Genomic DNA, 23,695 nt, shown 5'->3' with positions numbered 1-23,695 from the left:
GGACTCTACCAGCGCGGGTACATGTGCAGACCAAGGAGACGTGAGGTCCTCTCTCGTACACTGGCCCGCATGAGCAACACCAAGCGGGTCATCGTCGCAGCCCCCCGGGGCTACTGTGCGGGGGTCGACCGCGCCGTCGTCACCGTCGAGAAGGCCCTCGAGACCTACGGCCCGCCCGTGTACGTGCGCAAGCAGATCGTGCACAACAAGCACGTCGTCTCCACCCTGGAGGAGCGAGGAGCCATCTTCGTCGAGGAACTCGACGAGGTGCCGGCGGATGCCCTGGTGGTGTTCTCCGCCCACGGGGTGTCCCCGGCCGTGCACGAGGAGGCGGCCCGTCGGGAGCTCCGCACCATCGACGCGACCTGCCCGCTCGTGACGAAGGTGCACCGCGAGGCGAAGCGGTTCGCCAGCCAGGACACCGACATCCTCCTCATCGGCCACGCCGGGCACGAGGAGGTGGAGGGGACGATGGGGGAGGCACCCGAGCGAACCACCCTCGTCGAGCACCCCGACGACGTGGACCACCTCGACATGCCCACCGACAAGCCCGTCGTGTGGCTGTCCCAGACCACGCTCAGCGTCGACGAGACGATGGAGACCGTCTCCCGGCTGCGGAGCAAGTTCCCGCTGCTGCAGGACCCCCCGTCGGATGACATCTGCTACGCCACCCAGAACCGGCAGCTGGCGGTCAAGCAGATCGCGCCGAAGGTGGATCTCATGATCGTGGTGGGGTCGCGCAACTCCTCGAACTCGGTGCGGCTCGTGGAGGTCGCGCTGGAGGCCGGGGCGAAACGCTCAGAGCGCATCGACTACGCCTCCGAGATCCAACCGGAATGGCTCGAGGGCGTGGAGACCGTCGGTGTCACCTCCGGTGCCTCGGTGCCCGACGAACTGGTCCAGGGGGTGCTCGACCACCTGGAGGAACAGGGCTTCCCGAAGGCGGAGGAGGAGCGCCTGACGGAGGAGAACCTCACCTTCGCGCTGCCACCCGAACTGCGCCGCGCCATCAAGAAGCACGACCTGACGTAGCTTGCGGAGGCCCGTACCGAGACACCGTGGGATTCCCCCTCAAGTCGAGGTCCTGCAGCGTGGGCAGAGGTCTGGTCTCGGATGGCTCGCTGGTGCTCACGCTCTGGTTCGGCCAACGGAGAAGAAGCGGAGGCGTGTTCTGGCAGGCGGTAACAGCGGATCTGGGTAGGTTGCTCCGCTGTTGCTGGAACGGGCCTCGTGGGTCAGGGTGGCTGACGCCAGGACGAGACAGGCGAAACTGCCAGGGTCGCGAACCGCCGTCCTGCTTCCATGGCAGCGTTGTCATCGGCGGGCTCAGGGAAGCAGAGCGGCGGTTCGTGTACGCCATGATCGGTCCTTCCCAAGGGCGACGTGCGGGTGCTCGACCTCGTGGCGCAGGGCGGGGCGCGCCGCGGCTCGTGATCCTGTCAGACCAGGAAGCGGAAGTACGGGCTGGTGGAGTCGACCTCGGAGACCTGCATGCCGCACTCGGCGATGCGATCCATGAGGAAGCGGTAGTCGCCCGGGTTGCTCAGCTCCACCCCCACCAGGGCCGGGCCCACCTCACGGCTGGAGCGTTTCACGTACTCGAAGTAGGTGATGTCGTCCTCGGGGCCGAGCACGTCGTCGAGGAACCGACGCAGTGCCCCCGGCTCCTGCGGGAACTCCACCAGGAAGTAGTGCTTGCGGCCCTCGTGCACCAGGGAACGCTCCACCACCTCCGCGTAGCGGGAGACGTCGTTGTTGCCACCGGAGACGATGCTGAGCACCTTCGAGCCGTGGGGGAGGTGGATCCTCGGACCGACCCCGCCGGTCGGCAGGCAGGAGGCCGCCAGGGCCCCGGCGGGTTCGGCGATGATGCCGTCGCTCTGGTACATCGCCAGCATCTCGGAGCACACCTGGCCCTCCGGTACCCGGGTCAGTTCGACATCCGCCTGACGGATGATCTCGAAGGTGAAGTCGCCCACCCGGCTGACCGCGGCACCGTCGACGAAGGTGTCGATGGTGGTCAGGGCGAACGGGCGCCCCGCCGAGATCGCAGCTGCCACGCAGGGGGCGCCGTCGGGCTCCACCCCGACGATCCGCACCTCCGGATGGTGGGTCCTGAGCCAGGAGGCGGCTCCGGCCAGGAGACCACCGCCACCCACCGGCAGGACCACCACATCCGGGACGAACCCCAGCTGCTCGATGGCCTCGGCGATGGCCGTGGCCTGACCGGCGGCCGTCCGGGGGTCGTTGAAGGCCGGCACGACGGTGCTGCCGCGCTCGGCAGCCAGCCGAGCCGCCGCCTCCGAGGCCTGATCGTAGGTGGAACCCTCCAGCAGCAGCTCCGCATGGCCCCGGCCCAGTGCCTGGATGCGCTGCCGCTTCTGCCGAGGTGTCGTGGTCGGCACCACGACGGTGGCCGTCATCCCCAGAGCTGCCGCGGCGAACGCCACCCCTTGCCCGTGGTTGCCCGCCGAGGCGCACACCACCCCGGCCGCGTGAGCCTCGTCGCTCAGCTGCGCCATGAGGTTGTAGGCCCCGCGCAGCTTGTAGGAACGCACCGGCTGCAGGTCCTCCCGCTTGACCCAGATCTCGGAGCCGGTGGCCTCCGTCAGGCGCAGGTTGATCTCCACGGGGGTCTGGCGTGCGACCCCGGTCAGCCTCAGACGGGCGTCGGGGACCAGGGCGGCGAGTTCGGGCAGTGTGGTCACGGTGTCCCATTGTGCTCGGTTGCCGCCTCACCCACCAGCTCGGTGGCGACCGGTTGCCTCACCCCCTCCTCCACGGCGCGGGGCTGTGGCAACTCATCGGTGGCCACCTGCAGTGCCTCGAGACGACGAGCCGTCACCAGCACCCGTGACTCCAGGGCACCCACGGCTGCGTTGTAACTGCGCACCGCCGTGCCGAGAGAACTGCCGAGCTTGTCGAAGTGGGCTCCCAGAGTCGACAGCCGGGAGTGCAACTCCCGTCCCAGCGCACTGACCTGGGCCGCGGACTCCGCCAGACGTGACTGCCGCCAGCCGTGGGAGATGGTCCGCAGCAACGGGATGAGCAGCCCCGGCCCGGCCAGCGTGATCCGACGTGCAGCCGCGTACTCGTGGAGCCCGGGTTCCTGATCGAGGGCCAGCCGGTAGAACTCGTCGCTGCCGAGGAACAGCACGACGAATTCCGGGCTACCGGCATCCAGGGCCCAGTACTCCTTGCCTGAGAGCTGATCGATGTGGGTGCGGATGTGGCGTGAGAAACGACGCAGCTGGGCGCTGCGCTCCTCCTCCGTCTCGGCCTGACAGGCCTCGATGATCGCAGCCAACGGTACCTTGGAGTCGACGAAGACGGCGCGCCCGTCGGCGAGATCCACCCGCATGTCCGGGCGCAACCGATGGCCGTCCTCGGTGGTGTAGCTGGTCTGGGTCTCGAAGTGGCAGTGCTCCACCAGACCGGAGATCTCCACGATCCGTTTGAGTGAGGTCTCGCCCCAGGTGCCCCGCACCTGAGGGTTCCGCAGCGCCGTCGCCAACGACTGCGCCTCCTTGCGCACCGCCTCGGAGGACTGCCGCACCCCCTCCACCTGGGTCCGCAGTTCGGCCGACAGGCTGGCGCGCTGCTGCTCCACCTCCATCAGTCGGTGTTGCAGCAACCGGAGGGCCTCGTTCACCGGGGCCAGCCGCTGGTCGGTGGCCTCGTCGGACAGCCGGGTCTGCTTCTCCAATGCATCCGCCGACATCGAACGGAACTCCAGCGCCATCCGGGAGCGGTCCTCCGCGATGTCGACGGCGCGCTGCAGGGCCGCGTCGCGTTCCGCCTCCGCCCTGACCGCGCGGGAGTGGAGGCCGGAGCGGGCAGCGAGGTATCCCAGCGCCGCCCCCACCAGGAGGGCTGCCAGGGCCAGGATCAGGGAAGTGATGCTCATGGTCCAAGGGTTGCAGGTGGGTCTGACATTTTTTTCACGACAGGGGTGAACCCATGGGTGTGAAGAATGGGGCCATGGACCCGAACGCGGACCACCTGCTCACCCAACTGCGTGATCCCGGCTTCTTCAAGCGGCACGTGGGCAGACGGAGACGTTCCCGAACCACCGTCGTGGTGTCGGCGGTCCTGTTCCTGCTGTCCCTTTCGGGAGCGGTCGCGCTGCACCTGATGCTGCGGGACCTTCCGAACAACTCGGGACCGAAGGGGAACGCGTACTTCGACACGGGGGTGTCGCTGCTGTTCGGGATGTTGCTCCTTGGCATCGTCTCCGTCATCTGCCTGCTCGTGCTCGTGGTACCGGCCATCGGGCGTCTGTTCTGGAGGCGTGGCGATTACGTTGCCTTCCAGGAAGGGGGTGAACTGTGCTGGCAGGCCGATCTCGGGATCGTCATCGATGCGGTGGACAACGAGTCGAAGCAGGTAGCCATGCTGGGACTGATCCTGCCGCTCGACGCGTCAGAGGATCAGGCACAGCAGGCGGCAGCGGTGATCGGGCAACGGATCGCAGCGGCCCGAGGGACGTCCTTCATGGCCGTCGAGAGCACCCTGGTGCAGACCGGACGGGACTGGCCGAGGCATGGGGTCGGGGTTGACGACCTCGGGCACCGGTTCGCCCCGATGGGCCCGGGACGCTACGTTGCGGTGCTGCCCGACGGTGCGGCTCTCGGCATCGACCCGGGGGTTGGAGAGCCGCTGGACGTCAGCGGGATCGTGCAGGAGCAGGGCAGGAAGCCACAGTTCAGGTGCTCCGGTGGCGAGATGGTCTTCCGTCAGTCCGTCCTGGCCAAGCTGGCGGTCCTGGTCTGCATCGCTTTCATGGCCTTTGGCAGCCACAGCCTGTGGCGCTCGTTCAGCACATCCTCCGGCGTGTTCTTCCGGGTCATTTCCTGGACCATACCCGCGGCCCTGATCCCCTTGCTGGTGTACGTGCTGAACAGCTTGTTCGCCAAGACCCTCGTCGCCACCGAGGGGATCCACATGATGAGCCCGCTGCATCGATGGTCGCTGCCGTGGAACCAGGTACGGGGTTTCGGCGTGATGCGCAGCGGGACGAGTGATCGGTCGAATGAGTCCAACTGGGGCTCGGAGCACCACGGGAACGTTGGCTACCTGTACCAGATCGTCGTGGTCGATCGGAGCGGTCGGGCCAGGAGGTTGTCGGGACTGGAGTACCGGAGTCGCCGACGACAGGCGCGGCCTCAATGGGTCGTTGAGCGACTGTGCCAGCTCGATGAGTTCCGACGTGCTCGGCAGTGATCCTCCGCAGCGGACCCGACGATCCCATGACGCGGGTTTGTGGGATGGTGGATACTCTGCGAGAGTGGACCGGTTCTTGGTGACAGGAGTGGACTGTGAGGATTCCCCCGGTGGTGCTGCTGCTGGCTGCGGCCACAGTGCAGCACGGGATCTGCAGAGGGCAGAAGGGCACCTGGGGCTCAGCTGCGGCGAGCACACCATGGTGGGCCGCGGCAGCGTGGCTGATCGGCGGCAGCGTCCTCAGGTTTCGGGCACAGCGCACCACCGTTGATCCGGTCGATGTCGGCGCTGTGAGGTCCTTGGTGACCAGTGGGCCGAACCAGGTGACCCGCAATCCGATGTACGTCGGGATGACGAGTGCACTGGTCGCTCACGCCCTGCTCCGCAGGTCGGCCGTCGCACTTCTCCCGGCTGCAGCGTTCGGCCTGGTCATCGATCGTCTCCAGATCCCGGAGGAGGAAGCGGCACTGGCCGAGGCCTTCGCGGACGACTTCGAGCAGTATCGACGTGAGGTGCCACGCTGGGTGAACACCCATTCGGTGCGGAAGCTCCTTGCTGCCGCCATCAGAGCGACGGGGCGCAGGTGACGGCTGTACCTCAGATGTCTCGTGGAATGACCCCACCCTCGTGAAGGATGAGGCCATGGGATCGAATCCGGGAGAACTGAACACCCAGGTGCAGGATCGTGGTTTCTTCATGAGGAATGCGCGGGACCGGCGTCGTCCGCGTGGTCGGCTGGTGATCCTGTGGATCGGTTTCGTGCTGTCCTCCCTGGCCGCCGGCGCGATGTGGGTGCCGGTGATCCTGATCCTCTCCGCGGCGGGTGGCCGGTTCTCCTTCGCGACGCCGCCGATGCTGATCATCGCGGTGGTGAGCTCCTTGACCGCCGTCGGCTGCCTGCTCGGGATCGTCGTCCCCGCCGTCATGCAGCGGAGGCGGGTTCGTCGCAGCCATGCCGAGTTCATGGCGGGTGGGGCCCTGTGGTGGCAGGCCGATCTGGGGATCATCATCGACTCCTTGGACTACCTCACGAAGAAGGTCGAGACCCTGGCCCTGATCCTGCCGCCCGAGGCGGGACAGGAGGAGGCGTACGCGGCCGCCCAGGTGATCGGCCAGCGGATCTCGACCGGGCAGGGAACGGCCTTCATGGCCATCGACGAGTCCGTGGTGCACCGGGGGCGCGGCTGGCCGGCGGACGGCAGCGCCGTCGATCATCTCGGGTACCGGTTCGCGCCGCTCAGGCCAGGACGTCACGTGGCGGTGCTGCCCGACGGTGCAGTGCTCGGCATCGCGTCGGGACAGCCCCTTGACGTCAGTGAGGTCGTGCGTCGTCATGACGCCGACCGCATCCCGTTGTCCGCAGGGAGCGAGCAGGTGTTCCGGACACCTGTGTGGTTCAAGGCGCTCTGCACGATGGTCATCTTCCTGGTGACCGGGGTGCTCGGCCACATGGCAGGGATCCTCCTCGCCGTGGACAAGGGGTTCCCCGGGTTTCCCACCGCCCTCATGATCTGGTTCCTGATCGTCGCCGGGGGCAGCCTGGGTGTGGTGGTGTTCCTGATCAGCCTCCTCTTCGGGGAGACCCGCATCGGCGACGACGGGGTCCACATCTCGCGGGTGTTCTGGCGTCGGACCATTCCCTGGCACCGGGTGCGTGGCTTCGCGGTGTGGTGCCGGGGACAGCTCACGAGGGTGGGCGAGAGCTCCATGCACACGATGCTTCGGAGTCGGCAGGTGGTTGTCGTGGAGGATTCGGGGCGCACCCGGGTGCTCCCGGGGGCGCTGGTTCCGGGAGACAGGCGTGCCCCGGAGGTCGTCGAGATGTTGTGCCGTCTCGATGGGTTGCGACGGTGGTGGCAGTGACTGCGGCTGGTTGAATGGAGCCATGTTCACCGATTCCGCATCGCATCTCGACGATCTCGCCCAGTTCGTTCTCGACTCGCCCACCAGCTTCCACGCCGCCCACACCGTCGCTTCCCGGCTGACGACGGCGGGTTTCACGCAGGTCGACGAGAAGGGGGCCTTCCCGGCCGGGGCGGGCCGGTTCTTCGTCGTGCGTGGGGGAGCGGTGATCGCGTGGCGGCAGCCGGAACGCATCGACCGCGGCACCGGACTGCGCGTCGTCGGCGCACACACGGACTCCCCGGCCTTCAAGGTCAAGCCGGACGTCGACTTCGCCGTTCGCGGCTGGCAGCAGGTCGCCGTGGAGATCTACGGCGGGATGCTCATCAACTCGTGGCTCGACCGGGATCTCGGCATCGCGGGGCGGCTCGTGACCCGTGACGGGGTGACGCACCTGGTGCGGCTCGCCGGGATCGCGCGGGTGCCGCAGCTCGCGATCCACCTCGACCGTGGCGTCAACGACGGGTTGAAACTCGACCGGCAGGCCCACATGCAGCCCGTCGTCGGCCTGGAGACCTCGCACGGCGTGCTGGCGGCCCTCGCCGAGCAGGCCGGGATCCGGCCGGAGGACGTCATCGGCCACGACCTGTTCACCTTCGACTCGCAGGCCCCGTCACGGCTCGGCCTCACCGGGGAGCTGTTCGCCTCGGGGCGGCTCGACAACCTGTCGAGCACCCACGCGGGTCTGGCCGCCATCGAGGACATCGGCGACGGCGACGACCTCGTCGTCTACGCCACCTTCGACCACGAGGAGGTGGGTTCGGAGACCTCGACGGGGGCGGCGGGGCCGTTCCTCGCAGATGTGCTGGAACGCATCGCTGCGGTCGCCGGACTCGGGGTGGATGGGTTCAAGGCCCTCGTGGCGCGGGGGTCGTGCATCTCCGCCGATGCGGGGCACCTCGTCCACCCGAACCACCAGCAGCACCACGACCCCCGCGTCGATCTGCGGCCCAATGCGGGGCCGATGCTGAAGGTCAACGCCAACCAGCGGTACGCAACCGACGCGCACGGGGAGGCGATCTGGGTGCAGGCTTGCGAGCGGGCCGGGATCCCGCACCAGACGTTCGTGTCGAACAACGCGATGCCGTGCGGGTCCACGATCGGGCCGATCACGGCGACGCGGCTCGGACTCACGACCGTCGACGTCGGCATCGGGCTGCTGTCGATGCACTCGGCCAGGGAACTGTGCGGGGCGGATGACCCTCACCATCTCAGCCGCGCATTGCGCGCCTACCTGGCGGGTTGATGACCCCGACGCAACGAAGTGCAGGCCCGCCGGGTGCCGCCCCAAGGAGAGAAAGGGCGGCGCGGCGGGCCTGCGGGGCGCTTGTGGCATAGCGCGCGTGCGGTGGTCCTGAACACCTGCTCCCGACTTCCGTCGTTCACTGAGGTAACCCTAACCCAGAGGAATTGGGTAACGCAAGTCGAGCGTAAATGTGTCCCGATGGCGGCGTCGGGGGCGGGTGCGGGGCCAGTGCCGTAGAATGCCCCCTCGTGGCTCTCACCATTGGAATCGTCGGCCTCCCGAACGCCGGCAAGTCGACCCTGTTCAACGCGCTGACCCGCAACAACGTGCTGGCGGCCAACTACCCGTTCGCGACGATCGAGCCGAACGTCGGCGTCGTCGGGGTGCCCGACCCGCGGCTGCCGGTGCTGGCGGGGATCTTCAAGTCGGAGCGCATCCTGCCCGCCACCGTGAGCTTCGTGGACATCGCGGGGATCGTGCGGGGCGCGTCGAAGGGTGAGGGCATGGGCAACGCGTTCCTCGCGAACATCCGTGAGGCCGACGCGATCTGCCAGGTGACCCGGGTGTTCGAGGACGAGGACGTCACCCACGTCGACGGGAAGGTGGACCCGGCGGGGGACATCGACACCATCACCACCGAGCTGATCCTCGCCGACCTCCAGACCCTGGAGAAGGCGCTGCCGCGCGTGGAGAAGGAGGCGCGGATCAAGAAGGAGTCGCAGCCGAAGCTTGCCGCGATGAAGGCCGCCGTCGAGGTGCTGGAGTCCGGGCGTCGCATCCACGGTGCGGGCCTGGAGCAGGAGCACCTCAAGGACCTGTTCCTCCTGACCGCCAAGCCGTTCATCTACGTCTTCAACTGCGACCAGGACGAGTTGGCGGACGAGGACCTCAAGGCGCGGATGCGCGAGGTGGTGGCCCCGGCGGAGGCCATCTTCCTCGACGCGAAGTTCGAGTCGGAGCTGGTGGAGATGGACGAGGAGGAGGGGCGTGCCTTCCTCGAGGAGATGGGGGTGGAGGAGCCGGGCCTCGACGTCCTGGCGCGCGTCGGCTACGCGACCCTCGGCCTGCAGTCCTACCTCACAGCGGGGCCGAAGGAGGCCAGGGCCTGGACGATCCCGCAGGGGGCGACGGCACCCGAGGCGGCGGGCGTCATCCACACCGACTTCCAGAAGGGCTTCATCAAGGCCCAGGTCGTGAGCTTCGACGACCTCGTCGAAGCGGGCTCCGAGGCGGCGGCCAAGGCGGCGGGCAAGCTGCGCCTCGAGGGCAAGGACTACGTCATGGCCGACGGCGACGTGGTTGAGTTCCGCTTCAACGTGTGATCTGGTGGTAAGAAGTAGATGACGAGATTACGGATGCTGGGTCGAGCGTGAGCTCTGAGCATGAGTAGGAGTACCTTGATGAACCCCACCTCACATGGTCCCTTGTGTGATCAAAGGCTCCTTGCGCAAGTCCGAGAGTCGTTTGGCCGGGTGGTCTACAGTCATAAGACGCATGAGAAGCAAGCCAACATCAGCTTCTTTAGGTATAAGTGGCAGCAGGCCATCCTTATAGCACTCACTGCATTGAGCTCAGGCACGTTTCTGACTCTCGTCTTTGGACTGTTCGCCAACTCAACCTGGACCAGCCTCGCCACATCCTTCTGCGCGCTCTTGGTTAGTTGGATGAGCCTTGGTGCGAAGACCTTCAAATTCGACGAGGCTTCGGCAGCCCATCGCGACATAGCCTCCAAGCTCTGGGATATCCGAGAGTCCTACATCTCGCTGATCGCCGACATGATGTCGGGCGAGGTCTCGGATTCGGATGCGCGGAAGCGCCGCGATGAACTGCAGATCTTGGCGCGAGACATCTACTTCACAGCCCCGCGCACCTCAGACAGAGCCTTCACACTTGCGAAGGATGGGCTGAAGAACAACGAGGAAATGACTTTCACGGCTCATGAAATTGACCTTTTTCTCCCCGAAGCGCTTCGTCTTGGTCTGGACGAGGAACGGTAATGAAGACGGGAGAGATTTTCGACGGGTTACTGAGCGCTCTCAAGCTGGGCGACACGGCCTCGGTGATCGCTAGCCGACGAGATGAGATTGCCAAGGCGCTTAACAAAGACTTCCGCGGGAAGGATGGCTGTAGTGACTACAAACTCATGGTCGGTTCATTCGGTCGGCATACGGCGATCAAGGGGGTTTCTGACCTTGACATGATCTACATCCTGCCGCCAGGTATCCGTGGGGAGTACACAGGCGACGGCGGACCTCGTCGCATGCTTGAGCGAGTCCGCGACGATCTGAAGGCTCGGTACCCAAAAACAGACATCCGCGTCGACCAATGCGTTGTTCGCGTGCAGTTTACGGCCGACGCCTTCAAGTTCGATGTCCAGCCAGCGTTCGACAACGTGGACCGTAGTTTCTCCTACCCTGATACGAAGTCTGATAGTTGGAGGATCACCAAGCCCCGTGACGAGATTCGGGCCACCCGTGAGAGCACCGTACGCACGTCCACTAACATGCGTCACCTCGCGAGGATGGCCCGCGCTTGGAAGAACGCTAACGGGGTGGTCATGGGAGGTCTCCTCATCGACACGCTGGTCTATCGCTTCTTCGAGCAGACGCATGATTTTGACGCTGTGGGTATCGGTTCATTCGATCGGATGGCACGCGACTTCTTCGAGTTCCTCAAGAACGAGCCGGAGAAGGATTATTACTTGGCCCTCGGTAGCTGTCAGCGCGTCGACGTGAAGGCTAAGTTCCAACCCAAGGCCAAGAAGGCCTACAACCGCTGTGTCGAGGCCATGAAAGCCGAGGGCACCTCCTCGGCCACCGCCACATGGCGCGAGGTGTTCGGCACATCCGTCCCGCTAGCGAAGAGCTCGCGCGATGCCCGCTCGTTCAAGAACACGGAGGAGTTCATCGAAGACCACTACCCGGTTGAGATATCGGACACTGTCTCAATCGACTGCGACGTGACCCAAGATGGTTGGCGACCGATGAAACTACGGGAGATGTTGCGCACTGGGACGCTGCTGCTGGTCGACAGGAAGTTACGCTTCGCGGTGGTTGAATGTTCGGTCCTACAGCCGTATACGGTGAAATGGAAGGTCCTCAACCGTGGTCCGGAGGCAGAGCGCCGCAACAACATCCGTGGCCAGATTGTTGACTCCACAGCATCCGGTGTGCGGTTCGAGCATTCGAACTTCCGAGGTGACCACCTTGTGGAATGCTACATCGTCAAAGATGGCATCGTCGTGGCGCGTGATCGGATCGACGTACCTATCAGTACTACGAGTGTCCGTTCTCCATCTTCGTAAAACGTGCACATGGAGTGCACTGGGTAGGTTGGATTTTGAGTAGGTCCGTTAGGCCTGACGACGCCTGGAGTTCTGGTTCAACATCTGAATGATTGACCAATTGACTTGCGAAAATGCTTGCTAGTGACCCGAGTCCACTGTCGTTCATGGATTCACAGGCACGAAGTGGAGTTCCGCTTCAACGTGTAGGTCCGTCCCGTCGCGGACGAGGGCCCTGATGATGTGGGTGCAGCCGTTGGCGTGATTCGCCTGTCTTGGGGCCGATTCGCCTGCCATTTCTGCGGCTCGCCTGTCTTGTTTGGCAGGCGTTTCGCGACAAGGCAGGCCTTTCCGACCCAAGGCAGGCGAACCGGTCGTAAGGCAGGCGAATCCTCCCGGGTCAGGAGATCGGGATGACCGGCGGACGGCGCCTCGGGTGCTTGTGGCCATCTGGCCTGAGTTGGGCCTCTTCAGAGGTCGTCTCTGAACTGCGTGTCGTTGCTGAAGGCGTTGTTCATGGGGTTGAGGCGGTTGCTCTTTTCGGCTTCAGTGCCGTCCTCTCCATTGCTGGTCGCACCGGGTCCGGAGCCTGCGGAGGACCCATGTCGAGGCGCCGTGGGCTTCCGCTCAACTCGAGTTCCGGCACCGTGTGCCAGAGGTCTCGACACGGAAGGCGCGTTGGCGCGCGCAGTCCGGTGTGAGCAGGGGAGAAGAGGTCGTGAACAACAGCTTGAGGTGTGGGTGGGGCTGTTTCACCGCAGAGACTGAACGGAGCGGGGCTCGCATTCAGCGCCTGATTCCCCGAGATCCCGGAGAGCCGACCCCGCCCTTGGTCGTGGGCCTCGGGTGCGCCAGAGGGCGCGTCGTGTGATCATGTCTGCTCTGTTGTGATGCTCATGTTTGCTTACCAGGATGGCTCAAGAATGCTAGGTTGGGTCCATGAGGCTGACAGGTGTCGTTCCGCGCCGGGTGAGCGAGGTCCTCATGGATCAGGTGCGCGTGGAGCCGGTGGTTGCGCTTCACGGTCCCCGATCGGTCGGCAAATCGACGGTTCTGCGTGCGTTCGCGGCGCAGGCAGGCAGTACCGTCATCGACCTCGACGACATCGAGGTCCGTGAGGCCGTGGAAGGGAATCTGGCGTCCGCTGTATCGACGGCCAGGACAGGGCCACCGCCGAGAATCACTTGCGTCTATTGGAGGATCTGTTTCTGGTCGTGCGGCTGCCTGCCTGGGGCAAGACGCTGCGCTCCCGGGTAAGTGTCAAGCCGAAGGTCCATGTCGTCGATTCCGGACTTGCCGCACGGCTGCTTCGCCTCACCCCCGACAGACTGCGAGGCCTCGACCCGGCGGCGTTGACCGATTTCGGTCATCTTCTGGAAACATTCGTGGTCGGGGAGGTCCGCAAACAGGCTCCATGGCTGGGGGAGCCGGTTGCGCTCGGGCATTGGCGTACCAGCGACGGCGACGAAGTCGATCTGGTGATCGAGCGCGATGACGGACGCGTACTGGCTATAGAGGTAAAAGCGAGCGAGCACCGGGCGCGGAGTTTCGCGGCATGGCCAAACTGCGTGATCTGCTCGGCGACCGTTTCCTGGGCGGCATCATGATGACGACTGGCAAGCGCTCCTACACCTACCAGGATCGCCTGCATGTGCTCCCCATCGACCGCTTGTGGACGCCAATCGGGCATGGGACTGGCGCGGTGGCAAGGAACTAGATCTGTCGGAGGCCCAGTGGAGTTCCGCTTCAACGTGTGACCCGGTCCCTTCGACCGGGTCGTGAAGCTCGTGGATCATCCCTGGGCGCGAACTGTCGTCCTTGCCTTGCGGCCGACCGAGCAGGATGGGCACGAGTCGCCGTTCTCACCGGCTGGGGGCCCCAGGGTTCATGGCGGGTCCAGGCAACCCGTCAATGCCCACCTCGCCATCGCCGTCAAAGTCGGCGACCATACCCTCGCCGCCAAAGACCCCTGTCCTCAGGCGCTGCAGCCTGGCTCCACGCCGCCCTGGATGCGCACTGAATGAGCCAGGTCGGGGACACAGCGAGTGATATCGCGATATCATCTTCGCGGAGGTGGTCACGATGGTGAACGTGCTGATCCGTGGACTGAGTATGGCTGCCGTCGAACACATCGATGCTGAGGCCGCGGCGCTGGGGCTGTCGCGCAACGAGTTCCTGCGTCGGCGGCTGGAGCAGGACGCCTCGACTCCGGTCGCCGGGATGGTCACTGCCCATGACTGGGCCTGCTCGGCTGCGGCCTTCGAGAACCTCGCCGACCCTGACGTGATGGATGCCGCGTGGCGGTGAGGAGCTGGCTGGTCGACAAGTCGGCATACGTGCGCATGCAGGCGGGCCAGGCTGCGGGAATGGCTGAGTGGAACTCGCGCATCGAGCGTGGGCTGTTGCGTCTTTCGACGGTGACGCGGCTCGAACTCGGCTTCTCCGCCCGCTCGGGTGAAGCGGCCCGCGAGGCGTTTCGGCGGCCGCCGCTGTCGCTCATGCCGATCGAGCACCTCACACCTGCGGTGGAGGACCGCGCCTTCGAGGTGCAGCTGCTCCTTGCTGACAGTGGTCAGCACCGCGCCCCCTCCATCCCGGATCTGCTCATCGCAGCGACAGCGGAAAAGGCTGGTCTGACGGTTCTGGCGGTTGACAAGGACTTCCAACTGATCGCCGAGGTCACAGGTCAGTCCGTGGAGACGCTGGCGCTGATCTGACCCATCAAGGTTGTCCCGCCGTGACAGATGGTGTCACATACCGGAACGTGGTTGAATGCCGGTACTCATGGCCTCAGAGGAAGGGGACCCCGTGGTGCGAGGGGTCAGCGACGGCGTTCCGGGTTCGGCCGCCTGGGCCGATCGACTGAGGAGCGTACGCGCCAAGACATCGATGGTCGGCTGGGATTTCGGCCAGTTGGATGGGCGGATGAGTGCGGAGGAGCCTTGGTGTGACTTCGAGGAGGACTGTCGATCGGCGATGACGACCACGCGTCGGATCCTGGATCTGGGAACCGGGGGAGGGGAACGTCTGCTGCGACTCCTGCAGGAGGTCGATGGTCGATCCAGAACCGTGGTCGCTACCGAAGGGTGGGAACCGAACCTGTCCGTGGCTCGCCGAGCGCTTGCAGACCACGGTGTTGCGGTGCTCTTTTACCACCCGGAGCACGGGAAAGCCCTGCCTTTCCCCAATGGGTGCTTCGATCTGGTGATGTGCCGTCACGAGGCCTTCGACGCCGGTGAGGTCTCCCGCATCATGACGCCGGGCGGGCTGTTCCTGACACAGCAGGTGGATGGCCGTGACGTCGAGGAGATCCACGAGTGGTTTGGTGTGCCCTTTCTCTATCCGGATGTCACGGCCTCCCGTCAGGTGGAGGATCTCCAGGCTGCCGGGTTGCACGTCGTCACGGTGGATCAGTGGCAGGGGAGCCAGACATTCAAGGATGCTGAGGCCTTGGTCACCTACCTGGCGCTGTGCCCCTGGGATGCGGAGGGATTCACCGTGGATGAGCATCTCGAGACGCTCGCCCGCCTCGACTCGGAAGCCCCGATCCATGTCACCCAGAGACGCTTCCGGATCCATGCGGTCAAAGCGGCAACCCAGTGAGAAGGTACTCGAATCGGACACCATGGATGGAGGTGCGACATGGGATCCAGGTTGGGCGTGGTGATCAAGGATCACATCGGCTGGGACATCCGTTACGACCGCTGGGGAGCCCAGACCATTGGGCTGGACATCGCACTTGACGGTGTGACGGCGACGCTGGAGCGGGTGCGGCAGATGGAGCCGATGGGGTCGTCGCCGTATCTGTGGCAGGATGCCTCATGGATGGAGGGAAGCCTGCTCATCGACCTCACCACTCAGCGGGTCGTGTGGGCTGAGGAGAGCGACGCGATCTACCTCCCGCGTCTCATCAACGCTGCCATCGAGGTGACCTGGCCCGGGTGGAGCGCCATCTGGTCCAGTGAGGGAACTCGCGGTGTCCTGGCGCTGTGCGGGGTCAACCCTGCCACCATCTTCACTCGCACCGATTTCCACACCATCGGGCTGGACTGCATCGAGCGGATGACTCCCTGGGGCGAGTTCCCGGAGGGACACCTCATCTCGATTCGCCTCGAGGACGGTGGGCTCGCGGTCTGGGAGGGGGACTGTGCCGTCGATGACATCGCCTCGCTCGGCCCTGCCCACACCCACCACCTCGCCACCGAGGTGCTGCGACGCCTCCGCGCCGGTGAACCTGTGCAACGTGACAAGGAACCCACCGGTTGGGAACTCCCCGATACCGGCATCCACGTGGACTTCACCTCGTCATCGCTCAGGTGGTGGTCCCTTTGCGACACCGACCGGGGGCTTGAGGCCTTCGCCGGGCAGTGGCCCGACTGGTCGGTGGAGCCGCTGGGTGACTGGTACGAGTGGCAGGAGCGCATCATCGGCAAACCCATCCGCACCTGGCGCCAGGAACTTCGGGCCTTCCGCAGGTGTGTCGAGGAGGCCTACCGCGAAGGGCGACGGGCGAACCCGATGCGCAGCCTGATGAGCAGGATGGTCGAGCACGGGGAACGGGTCGTCCCCACACCGGCGGCCATGATCACGGTCCCAGCCCGGCGGCAGGGAACGGCACAGGAACTGGACCGCCTGCTGTCCCGCCTCGAGATCACAGGCCCCCTCCCACCTGCCCGGTACGTCAACCGCAACGGCGTGGTACGGCAGCCGTCGCCGTGATCAGGTACGGATCGACGACCCAACTGCTCCTGTGGCTGGCCGCTGCAACGAGGGGATGGCAATGGTGCGGTCGCTGATCTCGACGGGGACCTGGGATTCCCCGGGAGCCCGGGGGAGGCCCGCCCTTGGTCGTGGGCCTCGGGTGCGCCAGAGGGCGCTTTGACTCGGTTCGCCTGCCTTGGGGCCGATTCGCCTGCCATTTCTGTGGCTCGCCTGTCTTGTTTCGCAGGCATTTCGCGGCAAGGCAGGCGAAACCTTCGGTGTCAGGAATGGATGACCGGCGGGCGGTGCCTCGGGGTTGTTGTGGCCCGGTGGTCTGGCAGGATGCCTGCATGCTGCTCTTGACGCATGAAGTGGGTCCCGACGGGGTCTGGGGACAGTACGAATACCGGATGACCTGGCCGTATGACTGGGATTTCGTCCTCGAGGCGACGCAGTCCCTGCTCGACTCCGACATGGAGCAGGTGCAGCAGCTCCAGGTCGGGGTCCTGGGCCGCGAGGAGATCGACATCGTGCACGAGCTCGCACCGGCCGGGCGTCGGATCCACAACACCTCTGCCGCCAAGGAACGGGGCTTCCTGTCCATCTCCGGGATCAGCCGCGCAATGGGGTGCCCCATGAAGGTCGTGTTCGTCAACCAGACCGCCGGGCTCCGTGTCTTCGCCCACCTGCCCTCCATCCCGGAGGAGGCCCGCAGCAACCCGCAGGTGTTCACCACCTACGTCTCGTCGCTCGAGATCAAGACGTACATGGCCCTGGCCCGCAAGGAAGCTCAGTAGCGAATCCGTGGTTCTCCCCTGGGGGAAGCCGAGAGCAGTGTTGTCCCATGGAGGCGACGATCGACTCCGGAAGGCGGCTGCTGCCCAGGAGCATCCGTGACTCATTGGGCCTCACGGCAGGATCCAAGGTGGATGTCTCCCTGTGCGGCAATGGCATTCGGATCACGCCCGGGGGTCGCGTGGCTCGCCTGGAACGTGACGTTGGGCGGTTGGTGGCTCGTGCGGACACCCCCGACCGACGCCCAGGTCCTCGCCCTGCTCGACTCGGGGCGACGCCCGGGGCCTGGTGGACCTCGGCGGCACTCGTGCACGAACCGCCGGGCTGCTTCGTTTGAACCGTTTCAAAACACGGTCTCGTTGAAGCAGAGCGGCGGTTCGTGCTTGGTCGGTGGTGCGCCACGACCCCTGTCAGCGCACCCCCTTGGGTGGTGCCGTGCTGGCCCGGATGACGAGTTCGGTCGGGATGATGACGTGACGGCCGCCGTCGCGGGGGCCGCCGTCGAGCTGCTCCGCGATGAGATCAACCATCGTGCGGCCCGCCCGTTGGAAGTCCTGGCGCACCGTCGTCAGGGCAGGAAAGGAGTAGCCCGCCACCGGGAGGCCGTCGAAGCCGACGACGGAGACGTCCTCGGGAACCCGTCGACCCTTCTCGTGCATCGCCCGGATCAGCCCCAGCGCCACCTCGTCGTTCGCGCAGAAGACAGCGGTGACGTCCGGGTCATCGGCCAGCTTCAGCCCCGCCCGGTAGCCGTCGTCGGGGCTCCAGCCGCCGGGTAGCGGCTCCGGCGGGCGCACGCCCTCCTCCTCCAGGCGACGACGCCATGCGGCGAGTCTGACGGCCCCGGACTGCGAGTCGGAGGGGCCGGCGACGTGGTGAACCGTCCGGTGTCCGAGCCCGAGCAGGTGGCCGACCGCATCCCTCACGCCCTGGACCTGATCGGCTGAGGCCGACGGGTAGTAGCCCACCAGCGCCGAATCGGAGGAGGCGACGGCCAGCCCCGCGGGCAGTCCCATGTGCTGGTGCGTCGCCCTGCCTGACTGCACGATGACGAGGCCGTCGATCGGTTGGCTGGAGAGCCGCCGGATCGCGTCGTGGACCTCGTCGGCCTCGGGATGCTTCACCTGCGTGAGGATGACCGCGTAGCCGAGTTCGTTCGCGGCGTCGAGGACCCCGCTCGTCGTGAACGCCTCGCCGGTGCGCTCGACCTGCTGGGTGAGGACGCCGATGAGTTTGAGGGACCCGTTGCGCAGGGCGCGGGCGGCGTGGTTGGGGGAGTAGCCCAGCTGTTCCATGGCCCGCAGCACCTTCGCCTGCGTCGCCTCTCGCACCTGGGAGGAGCCGCGGGACACGCGGGACACGGTCTGGGGGGAGACGCCAGCGAGCCTGGCGACGTCGTCAATGGACGGTGCTCTGCCGCGATCTCTGCCTGGGGTCATGTCGCGACGATACCAAGCAGGCCCGAAGCCGTGGGCGGTTGCGGGCCTGCTTGGTGGTTCCCCCTGTGGGGCGGCCCGGGCATGGTGGTGGGCGCCCGACCGGGCCCCGAAGGCTCCTTCTTCCACTAAATGGCGACGTTAACATTTGTGGCATTCGGGCCCAGATGACGGTGGCGGCCTCTAAATACGCTTGTCAAGTGGGGTGGCGTTTGCGACGACTGTGATCTAGAATGGCGACGTCGCCATGACGCGCGACGTCATGGGACACGACCCCACCTCTGCTCTGGATTGGAACGCCGACGATGATTGTTCCCCGCCACTACGAGAACCTCTCGGTCACGCACGAGAACACCCTCCCCCCGAGGGCCTACTACATCCCCACCTCGGTCGGAACCTCCCTGGACCCGCTGCGACGCGAGGAGTCCGACCGCTTCCAGTCGTTGAACGGGACCTGGCGCTTCCGCCATCACCCATCCGTCCACGACGTGACCCCGTTCTGGAACGACGAGGAGGAGGTGACGGACTTCGGGACGATCCAGGTGCCCGGGACATGGCAGTTCCAGGGCCACGACGTGCACCAGTACACGAACGTGCGCTACCCCATCCCGCTGGATCCGCCGTTCGTCCCCCACGCCAACCCGGCCGGTGCCCACCTCACCGAGTTCGACTACGAGATCGACCCCGACGCACCCACCTGCACCCTCGTCCTCGAGGGCGTCGACTCCTGCTGCTACGTCTGGCTGAACGGCGCCTACGTCGGCTACAGCCAGGTGTCCCACGCCACGGCGGAGTTCGACGTGACCGCCCACCTCGTCACCGGGACCAACCGGCTCGCGATCCTGGTGCTCAAGTGGTGTGACGGAACCTACCTCGAGGACCAGGACAAGTTCCGCACCTCGGGCATCTTCCGGGACGTCTACCTCCTCAAACGCCCCGAGTCCGTGCTGTTCGACCACTTCGTCACCACCACCCTGCAGGACGACGGCACCGCCCTCGTCGAGGTCCGAGGCCGCTTCAACGGCGCCCCGGTGCCCACGCGCCTGGAGCTCGCCGACCCCGCCGGCCGCGTCGTCGCCACCGGGACCCTCGCGGCGCATCCCGACGAGGACCGCTTCACACACCGGGCCGAGCTGCACGTGGCGTCCCCGCGCCTGTGGAGCGCCGAGGACCCCCACCTGTACCACCTGAGCATCACCTGCCCCGACGAGACCATCCACGACCGCGTCGGCATCCGCGAGGTCGTCGTCGACGGCGCCGTGCTCAAGGTCAACGGCCGCCCCGTCACCCTGCGCGGGGTGAACCGCCACGACTCCGACCCGGTGACGGGGCCGACGGTCGACGTCGAGCACATGCGCCGCGACCTGCAACTGATGCGGCGGAGCAACATCAACGCGATCCGCACCGCGCACTACCCTAGCGACCCGCGCTTCTACCAGATGTGCGACGAGTACGGCTTCTACGTCATGTCGGAGGCCGACAACGAGAGCCACGGGACGCAGACCCAGTTCCTGGCCGACGACTCGTGGCCCAACGTGGTGGAGCACTGGAACGCGCGCATCGCCAACAACCCCGACTGGGCCGAACCCACCCTCGACCGGGTCAGGCTGTGCGTGGAGCGGGAGAAGAACCGGCCCTGCGTCATCTCCTGGTCCGCCGGCAACGAGTGTGCCTACGGATCGACGTTCGAGGCGGCGCTGCGCTGGATGAAGGAGTACGACCCCACCCGCGTCACCCACTACGAGTCGGCCTTCTACCGCTCCGGGGATCGACGCTACGACTACTCCGACATCGACCTGTACTCCCGCATGTACCCGTCGTTCCAGGAGATCCGCGACTACCTCGACTCCGACCCCGACAAGCCCCTCGTCCTCGTCGAGTACTCCCACGCCATGGGCAACGGTCCGGGGGATCTCGAGGACTACTGGCGGATGATCCTCGCTGACGAGCGGCTCTGCGGCGGCTTCGTGTGGGAGTGGTGCGACCACGCCGTCCAGGACGGTGTCGACGACGACGGCAACCCCCGCTACCTCTACGGCGGGGACCACGGCGAGGAGGTCCACGACGGCAACTTCTGCGTCGACGGGCTGGTGGATCCGCACCGCAACCCCCACCCGGGCCTGAAGGAGCTGTGGAACGTGCAGCGCCCCGCCCGCGTCGTCGGCGTCGACTGGGAACGCGGCACCATCGCGCTGCGCAACCAACTGGACTTCCTCGACCTCCGCGACCACGCCGCCGTCGACTTCGAGCTGACCCTCGACGGGCGGATGATCGACGCGGGGCGCTGCCAGCTGCCGGACCGGGTGGACCCCCATGCCACGGTCGAGATCCCGTTGCCGCCCTCCGCGCGCGAGGCCGCCGACCTGCGTGGCCGATGCTTCCTCACGCTCACCCAGCGTCTGGTCCACGACGACGATCCGCTGGTGCCGCGGGGGCACCTGCTCGGCTTCGATGAGATCGAGGTGCCGACCGCCGACCGGCGCAACCAGCGGGCCGTGGCCGTCCTGGAACGCGGTGCCTCGGGCGGCTCCCTCGACGTCGTCGCCTCCGACGACCTGATCGTGGTGGAGGGGGTCGGGTTCAGCCACGGGTTCTCCCGGCGAACCGGACTCCTCGCGCGCAGCACCGTCGGTGAGGTCGAGGTGTTGAGCCGTCCCGCGGAGGTCAACATCTGGCGGGCCCCCACCGACAACGACCGGCACACCGAGGTCCAGTGGCGACGCGCCCGCTACCACCAGGCGACGGCGCGGGCCTACTCCTGCGAGGCCAGCCGGGTGGGGGAGCGCGTCGTCATCCGGTCACGCCTGGCCCTCGTGGCGCCGACGATCCAGCCCATCATGCAGGTTGACGCGACCTGGGAGGTCGACGCCGACGGCAGGATCGACCTGGAGCTGGTCGGCCGCCGCGACCCGGAGTTCCCGGCGCTGCCGCGTTTCGGGATGCGGTTCCTCCTCGCGCCCGAGCTGCAGGAGGTGACGTACTTCGGGCTCGGCCCCCACGAGAACCACGTGGACAAGCGACGCTCCGTCCGACACGACTGGTTCTCGACGAGCCTCGACGGCCTCGGCGAGAACTACACCCGGCCCCAGGAGAACGGGTCGCGGGGTGACTGCGATGTCGTCACGCTCCGCTCCGACCGGTTGACCGTCGACGTCGTCGCCGCCACCCCGTTCTCGTTCAACGCCTCCCGGTTCACCCAGGAGGAACTCACCGCGAAGCGGCACAACTTCGAGTTGATCCCCAGCGGATCGACCGTCCTCTGCATCGACGCGGCGCATGCCGGGGTCGGGTCGGCCAGTTGCGGCCCTGAGCTCTCGCCCCGGTACCGCGTCGACGCCCCGGAGCTCGTGCTCCGGCTGCGTCTGGTGGTCGCGGATCCCTCCTCCTGAGGGCGCGATTCACGCCCTTTTCCGCGGGTCGAGCCGGACTGCGGGCGCAGCGCGCAGTCCGGCTCGAGACCTCTGGCACACGGTGCTGGGACTCCAGCCGGGTGGGAATCCCCCGGGGTCTCGACACGGGTCCTCCGCAGCCTGCGGACCCGGTGGGAAGAACAGGCCGCAACCCGTCATGAACAACGCCTTCACCGTTCCACGCCCCCATCCATTGAAAGGAGAATGCCGTGAGTGGCGACGTCACCCAGAAGAAATACCTCAAGTGGTACAACAAGGTCGGTTACGGAAGTGGGGACATCGCAGGCAATGTCGTCTACGCGTTCCTCTCCGCCTTCGTCATGATCTACCTCACCGACACCATGGGCATGCAGGCCGGTGTGGTTGCGACGCTGATGATGCTGTCGCGTTTCTTCGACGGCTTCTCCGACTTCGTGTTCGGGATCCTCATGGACAAGACCCGGACCCGGATGGGCAAGGCCCGGCCGTGGATGTTCTGGGCCTTCTTCGGCTGTGCCGCGATGGTCGTCGCCGTGTACGCGATCCCGCCCGGCCTGGGCATGGCGGCGAAGTACGCGTGGTTCTTCATCGCCTACACGCTGCTGAACTCCGTCTTCTACACCGCCAACAACATCGCGTACTCGGCCCTGACCGCCCTGGTGACGAAGAATGTCAACGAGCGCGTCCAGATGGGCTCCATCCGATTCGTGTTCGCCTTCGGGACGAGCTTCGCGATCCAGGCCGTGACGGTGGAGGCGGTTCGCATGATGGGCGGGGGAGCCGAGGGCTGGCGTGCCGTCGCGATCATCTACGCCCTGATCGGTCTCGCCTCCAACAGCCTGGCGGCGTTCTCCGTCAGAGAGCTCACCCCCGAGCAGCTGACCGACGGGCGGGAGACGACGGAGGAGGCGAAGCTCCCGGTCCTGGAGTCGCTGCGCCTGGTGGTGCGCAACAAGTACTTCCTGTTGATCGTGGTGATGTTCATCACGATGCAGCTCTACGGGGCGCTCACCGCGATGGGCATCTATTTCATGACCTACGTGCTGGGCAATCCGGATCTCCTCGGGTCGTTCGCGTTCGCGATCAACATTCCGCAGATGGTCGCCCTCATCGCCCTGCCGTTGATCGTGGCCCGGGCGAAGGGAATGTACCGGGTGAACCTCATCGGCTACGTCATCGCCGTCGCGGCGCGGATCGGCGTCATCGTGGCCGGATACATGGTCAACGTACCCCTCATGCTGGTGTTCACGGCGATTGCATCGTTGACGATCGCGCCGGTTCAGGGAACGTTGACGGCGCTCATTGCGGAGGCGAGCGAGTACACCTTCCTGAAATCGGGCAAGCGCATCGACGGGCTCATGTTCTCGTGCACGTCGTTGGGGACGAAACTGGGCGGCGGCATCGGGACGGCGCTCACCGGTTGGTTGCTGGAGGCCTCCGGCTACGTCAGCTCGACCACCGGCGGCGGCGACACGGTGACCCAGCCGGAGTCCGTCATCCAGATGCTCCACGTCACCTATCTGTGGCTCCCTGCCGTCGCCTGCCTCGTCGTCCTCGTCCTCGTGGCCAACCTGGACGTCGAGAAACAGAACCGGGCCCTGCGTGAGGCCGCGGCTGCGGACGTCGAGGGGTGAGAGGGCGCGCGGCTTTTGCTCTCCTGTGTCGGCCCCGGGACCCGTTCCCGGGGCCGACCACGCGTCGTCGTTGTCGGCCTTTTGGG

General features: G+C 66.2%; 19 protein-coding genes. 16 read left to right on the top strand and 3 right to left on the bottom strand.

The annotated features are described in order from the left end of the window. Window positions 1-69: 69 nt before the first annotated feature. A complete protein-coding gene (locus tag EII35_RS11115) occupies window positions 70-1,032 on the top strand; it encodes a 4-hydroxy-3-methylbut-2-enyl diphosphate reductase (protein WP_125228536.1) in 963 nt (320 codons plus the stop codon). A 407-nt stretch (window positions 1,033-1,439) separates the two neighbouring features. On the opposite strand, the gene ilvA is transcribed toward EII35_RS11115, so the two are convergent. Next, the gene (ilvA, locus tag EII35_RS11110; protein ID WP_185711226.1) at window positions 1,440-2,708 is read right to left on the bottom strand and encodes a threonine ammonia-lyase IlvA; all 1,269 of its coding nucleotides are present in this window, start codon (window positions 2,706-2,708) and stop codon (window positions 1,440-1,442) included. Then, on the bottom strand, window positions 2,705-3,907 hold the full coding sequence (locus EII35_RS11105) for a DNA recombination protein RmuC (RefSeq protein WP_185744289.1): 1,203 nt from the start codon (window positions 3,905-3,907) through the stop codon (window positions 2,705-2,707). Before EII35_RS11105 ends, ilvA begins: the two co-directional genes overlap by 4 nt. Before the next feature lie 74 nt (window positions 3,908-3,981). On the opposite strand from EII35_RS11105, the gene EII35_RS11100 reads away from it, so the two are divergent. The 13 genes from EII35_RS11100 to EII35_RS11040 all read left to right on the top strand — a co-directional run bounded on the left by EII35_RS11100 (window position 3,982) and on the right by EII35_RS11040 (window position 17,152). Then, complete coding sequence (locus EII35_RS11100) at window positions 3,982-5,223, top strand: hypothetical protein (RefSeq protein ID WP_125228535.1); 1,242 nt, start codon at window positions 3,982-3,984, stop codon at window positions 5,221-5,223. A gap of 95 nt (window positions 5,224-5,318) precedes the next feature. After that, complete coding sequence (locus tag EII35_RS11095; RefSeq protein WP_124844560.1) at window positions 5,319-5,810, top strand: methyltransferase family protein; 492 nt, start codon at window positions 5,319-5,321, stop codon at window positions 5,808-5,810. A gap of 55 nt (window positions 5,811-5,865) precedes the next feature. Beyond that, window positions 5,866-7,086, top strand: coding sequence for a hypothetical protein (locus EII35_RS11090; protein WP_125228534.1), 1,221 nt, complete (start codon window positions 5,866-5,868; stop codon window positions 7,084-7,086). A 22-nt stretch (window positions 7,087-7,108) separates the two neighbouring features. Beyond that, window positions 7,109-8,371 (top strand): M18 family aminopeptidase, encoded by a 1,263-nt coding sequence (locus tag EII35_RS11085; RefSeq protein ID WP_125228533.1) that lies wholly within the window; start codon window positions 7,109-7,111, stop codon window positions 8,369-8,371. 248 nt (window positions 8,372-8,619) lie between these two features. Beyond that, entirely contained in the window at window positions 8,620-9,693 is a 1,074-nt protein-coding gene (gene ychF / locus EII35_RS11080) for a redox-regulated ATPase YchF (protein WP_125228532.1), read from the top strand. A 78-nt stretch (window positions 9,694-9,771) separates the two neighbouring features. Next, the gene (locus EII35_RS11075) at window positions 9,772-10,368 is read left to right on the top strand and encodes an SLATT domain-containing protein (RefSeq protein WP_125228531.1); all 597 of its coding nucleotides are present in this window, start codon (window positions 9,772-9,774) and stop codon (window positions 10,366-10,368) included. Continuing rightward, window positions 10,368-11,675, top strand: a complete 1,308-nt coding sequence (locus EII35_RS11070) for a nucleotide-binding domain-containing protein (protein WP_125228530.1) — start codon at window positions 10,368-10,370, stop codon at window positions 11,673-11,675. Before EII35_RS11075 ends, EII35_RS11070 begins: the two co-directional genes overlap by 1 nt. A gap of 1,163 nt (window positions 11,676-12,838) precedes the next feature. Continuing rightward, window positions 12,839-13,261, top strand: a complete 423-nt coding sequence (locus EII35_RS16540) for a DUF4143 domain-containing protein (protein ID WP_260465108.1) — start codon at window positions 12,839-12,841, stop codon at window positions 13,259-13,261. A 475-nt stretch (window positions 13,262-13,736) separates the two neighbouring features. After that, entirely contained in the window at window positions 13,737-13,961 is a 225-nt protein-coding gene (vapB, locus tag EII35_RS11060) for a type II toxin-antitoxin system VapB family antitoxin (protein ID WP_124844534.1), read from the top strand. Next, window positions 13,952-14,371, top strand: coding sequence for a PIN domain nuclease (locus EII35_RS11055; RefSeq protein WP_125228529.1), 420 nt, complete (start codon window positions 13,952-13,954; stop codon window positions 14,369-14,371). Before vapB ends, EII35_RS11055 begins: the two co-directional genes overlap by 10 nt. A 208-nt stretch (window positions 14,372-14,579) precedes the next feature. Next, entirely contained in the window at window positions 14,580-15,257 is a 678-nt protein-coding gene (locus EII35_RS11050; RefSeq protein WP_260465107.1) for a class I SAM-dependent methyltransferase, read from the top strand. A 39-nt stretch (window positions 15,258-15,296) separates the two neighbouring features. Then, window positions 15,297-16,373 carry a hypothetical protein gene (locus tag EII35_RS11045; RefSeq protein WP_125228527.1) on the top strand — a complete coding sequence of 359 codons (1,077 nt, stop codon included), beginning with the start codon at window positions 15,297-15,299 and terminating at the stop codon, window positions 16,371-16,373. Between the two features lie 332 nt (window positions 16,374-16,705). Continuing rightward, window positions 16,706-17,152 carry a hypothetical protein gene (locus EII35_RS11040; protein WP_125228526.1) on the top strand — a complete coding sequence of 149 codons (447 nt, stop codon included), beginning with the start codon at window positions 16,706-16,708 and terminating at the stop codon, window positions 17,150-17,152. 408 nt (window positions 17,153-17,560) lie between these two features. Here the strand turns inward: EII35_RS11040 and EII35_RS11030 are convergent, their stop codons facing one another. Continuing rightward, window positions 17,561-18,589, bottom strand: a complete 1,029-nt coding sequence (locus EII35_RS11030) for a LacI family DNA-binding transcriptional regulator (RefSeq protein WP_260465106.1) — start codon at window positions 18,587-18,589, stop codon at window positions 17,561-17,563. Between the two features lie 302 nt (window positions 18,590-18,891). Between EII35_RS11030 and EII35_RS11025 the strand changes: the two genes are divergently transcribed. Together EII35_RS11025 and EII35_RS11020 are read left to right on the top strand one after the other, a co-directional pair. Next, a complete protein-coding gene (locus EII35_RS11025; RefSeq protein WP_125228525.1) occupies window positions 18,892-21,975 on the top strand; it encodes a glycoside hydrolase family 2 TIM barrel-domain containing protein in 3,084 nt (1,027 codons plus the stop codon). A 230-nt stretch (window positions 21,976-22,205) separates the two neighbouring features. After that, a complete protein-coding gene (locus tag EII35_RS11020) occupies window positions 22,206-23,609 on the top strand; it encodes an MFS transporter (RefSeq protein ID WP_125228524.1) in 1,404 nt (467 codons plus the stop codon). Window positions 23,610-23,695 lie beyond the last annotated feature (86 nt).

The sequence above is a fragment of the Arachnia propionica genome, assembly GCF_003932785.1.
GTDB classification, from domain to species: Bacteria; Actinomycetota; Actinomycetes; order Propionibacteriales; family Propionibacteriaceae; genus Arachnia; species Arachnia propionica_B.
Note: the sequence above shows the minus strand (reverse complement) of the source record. Positions and strands in the feature narration are given on the sequence as shown.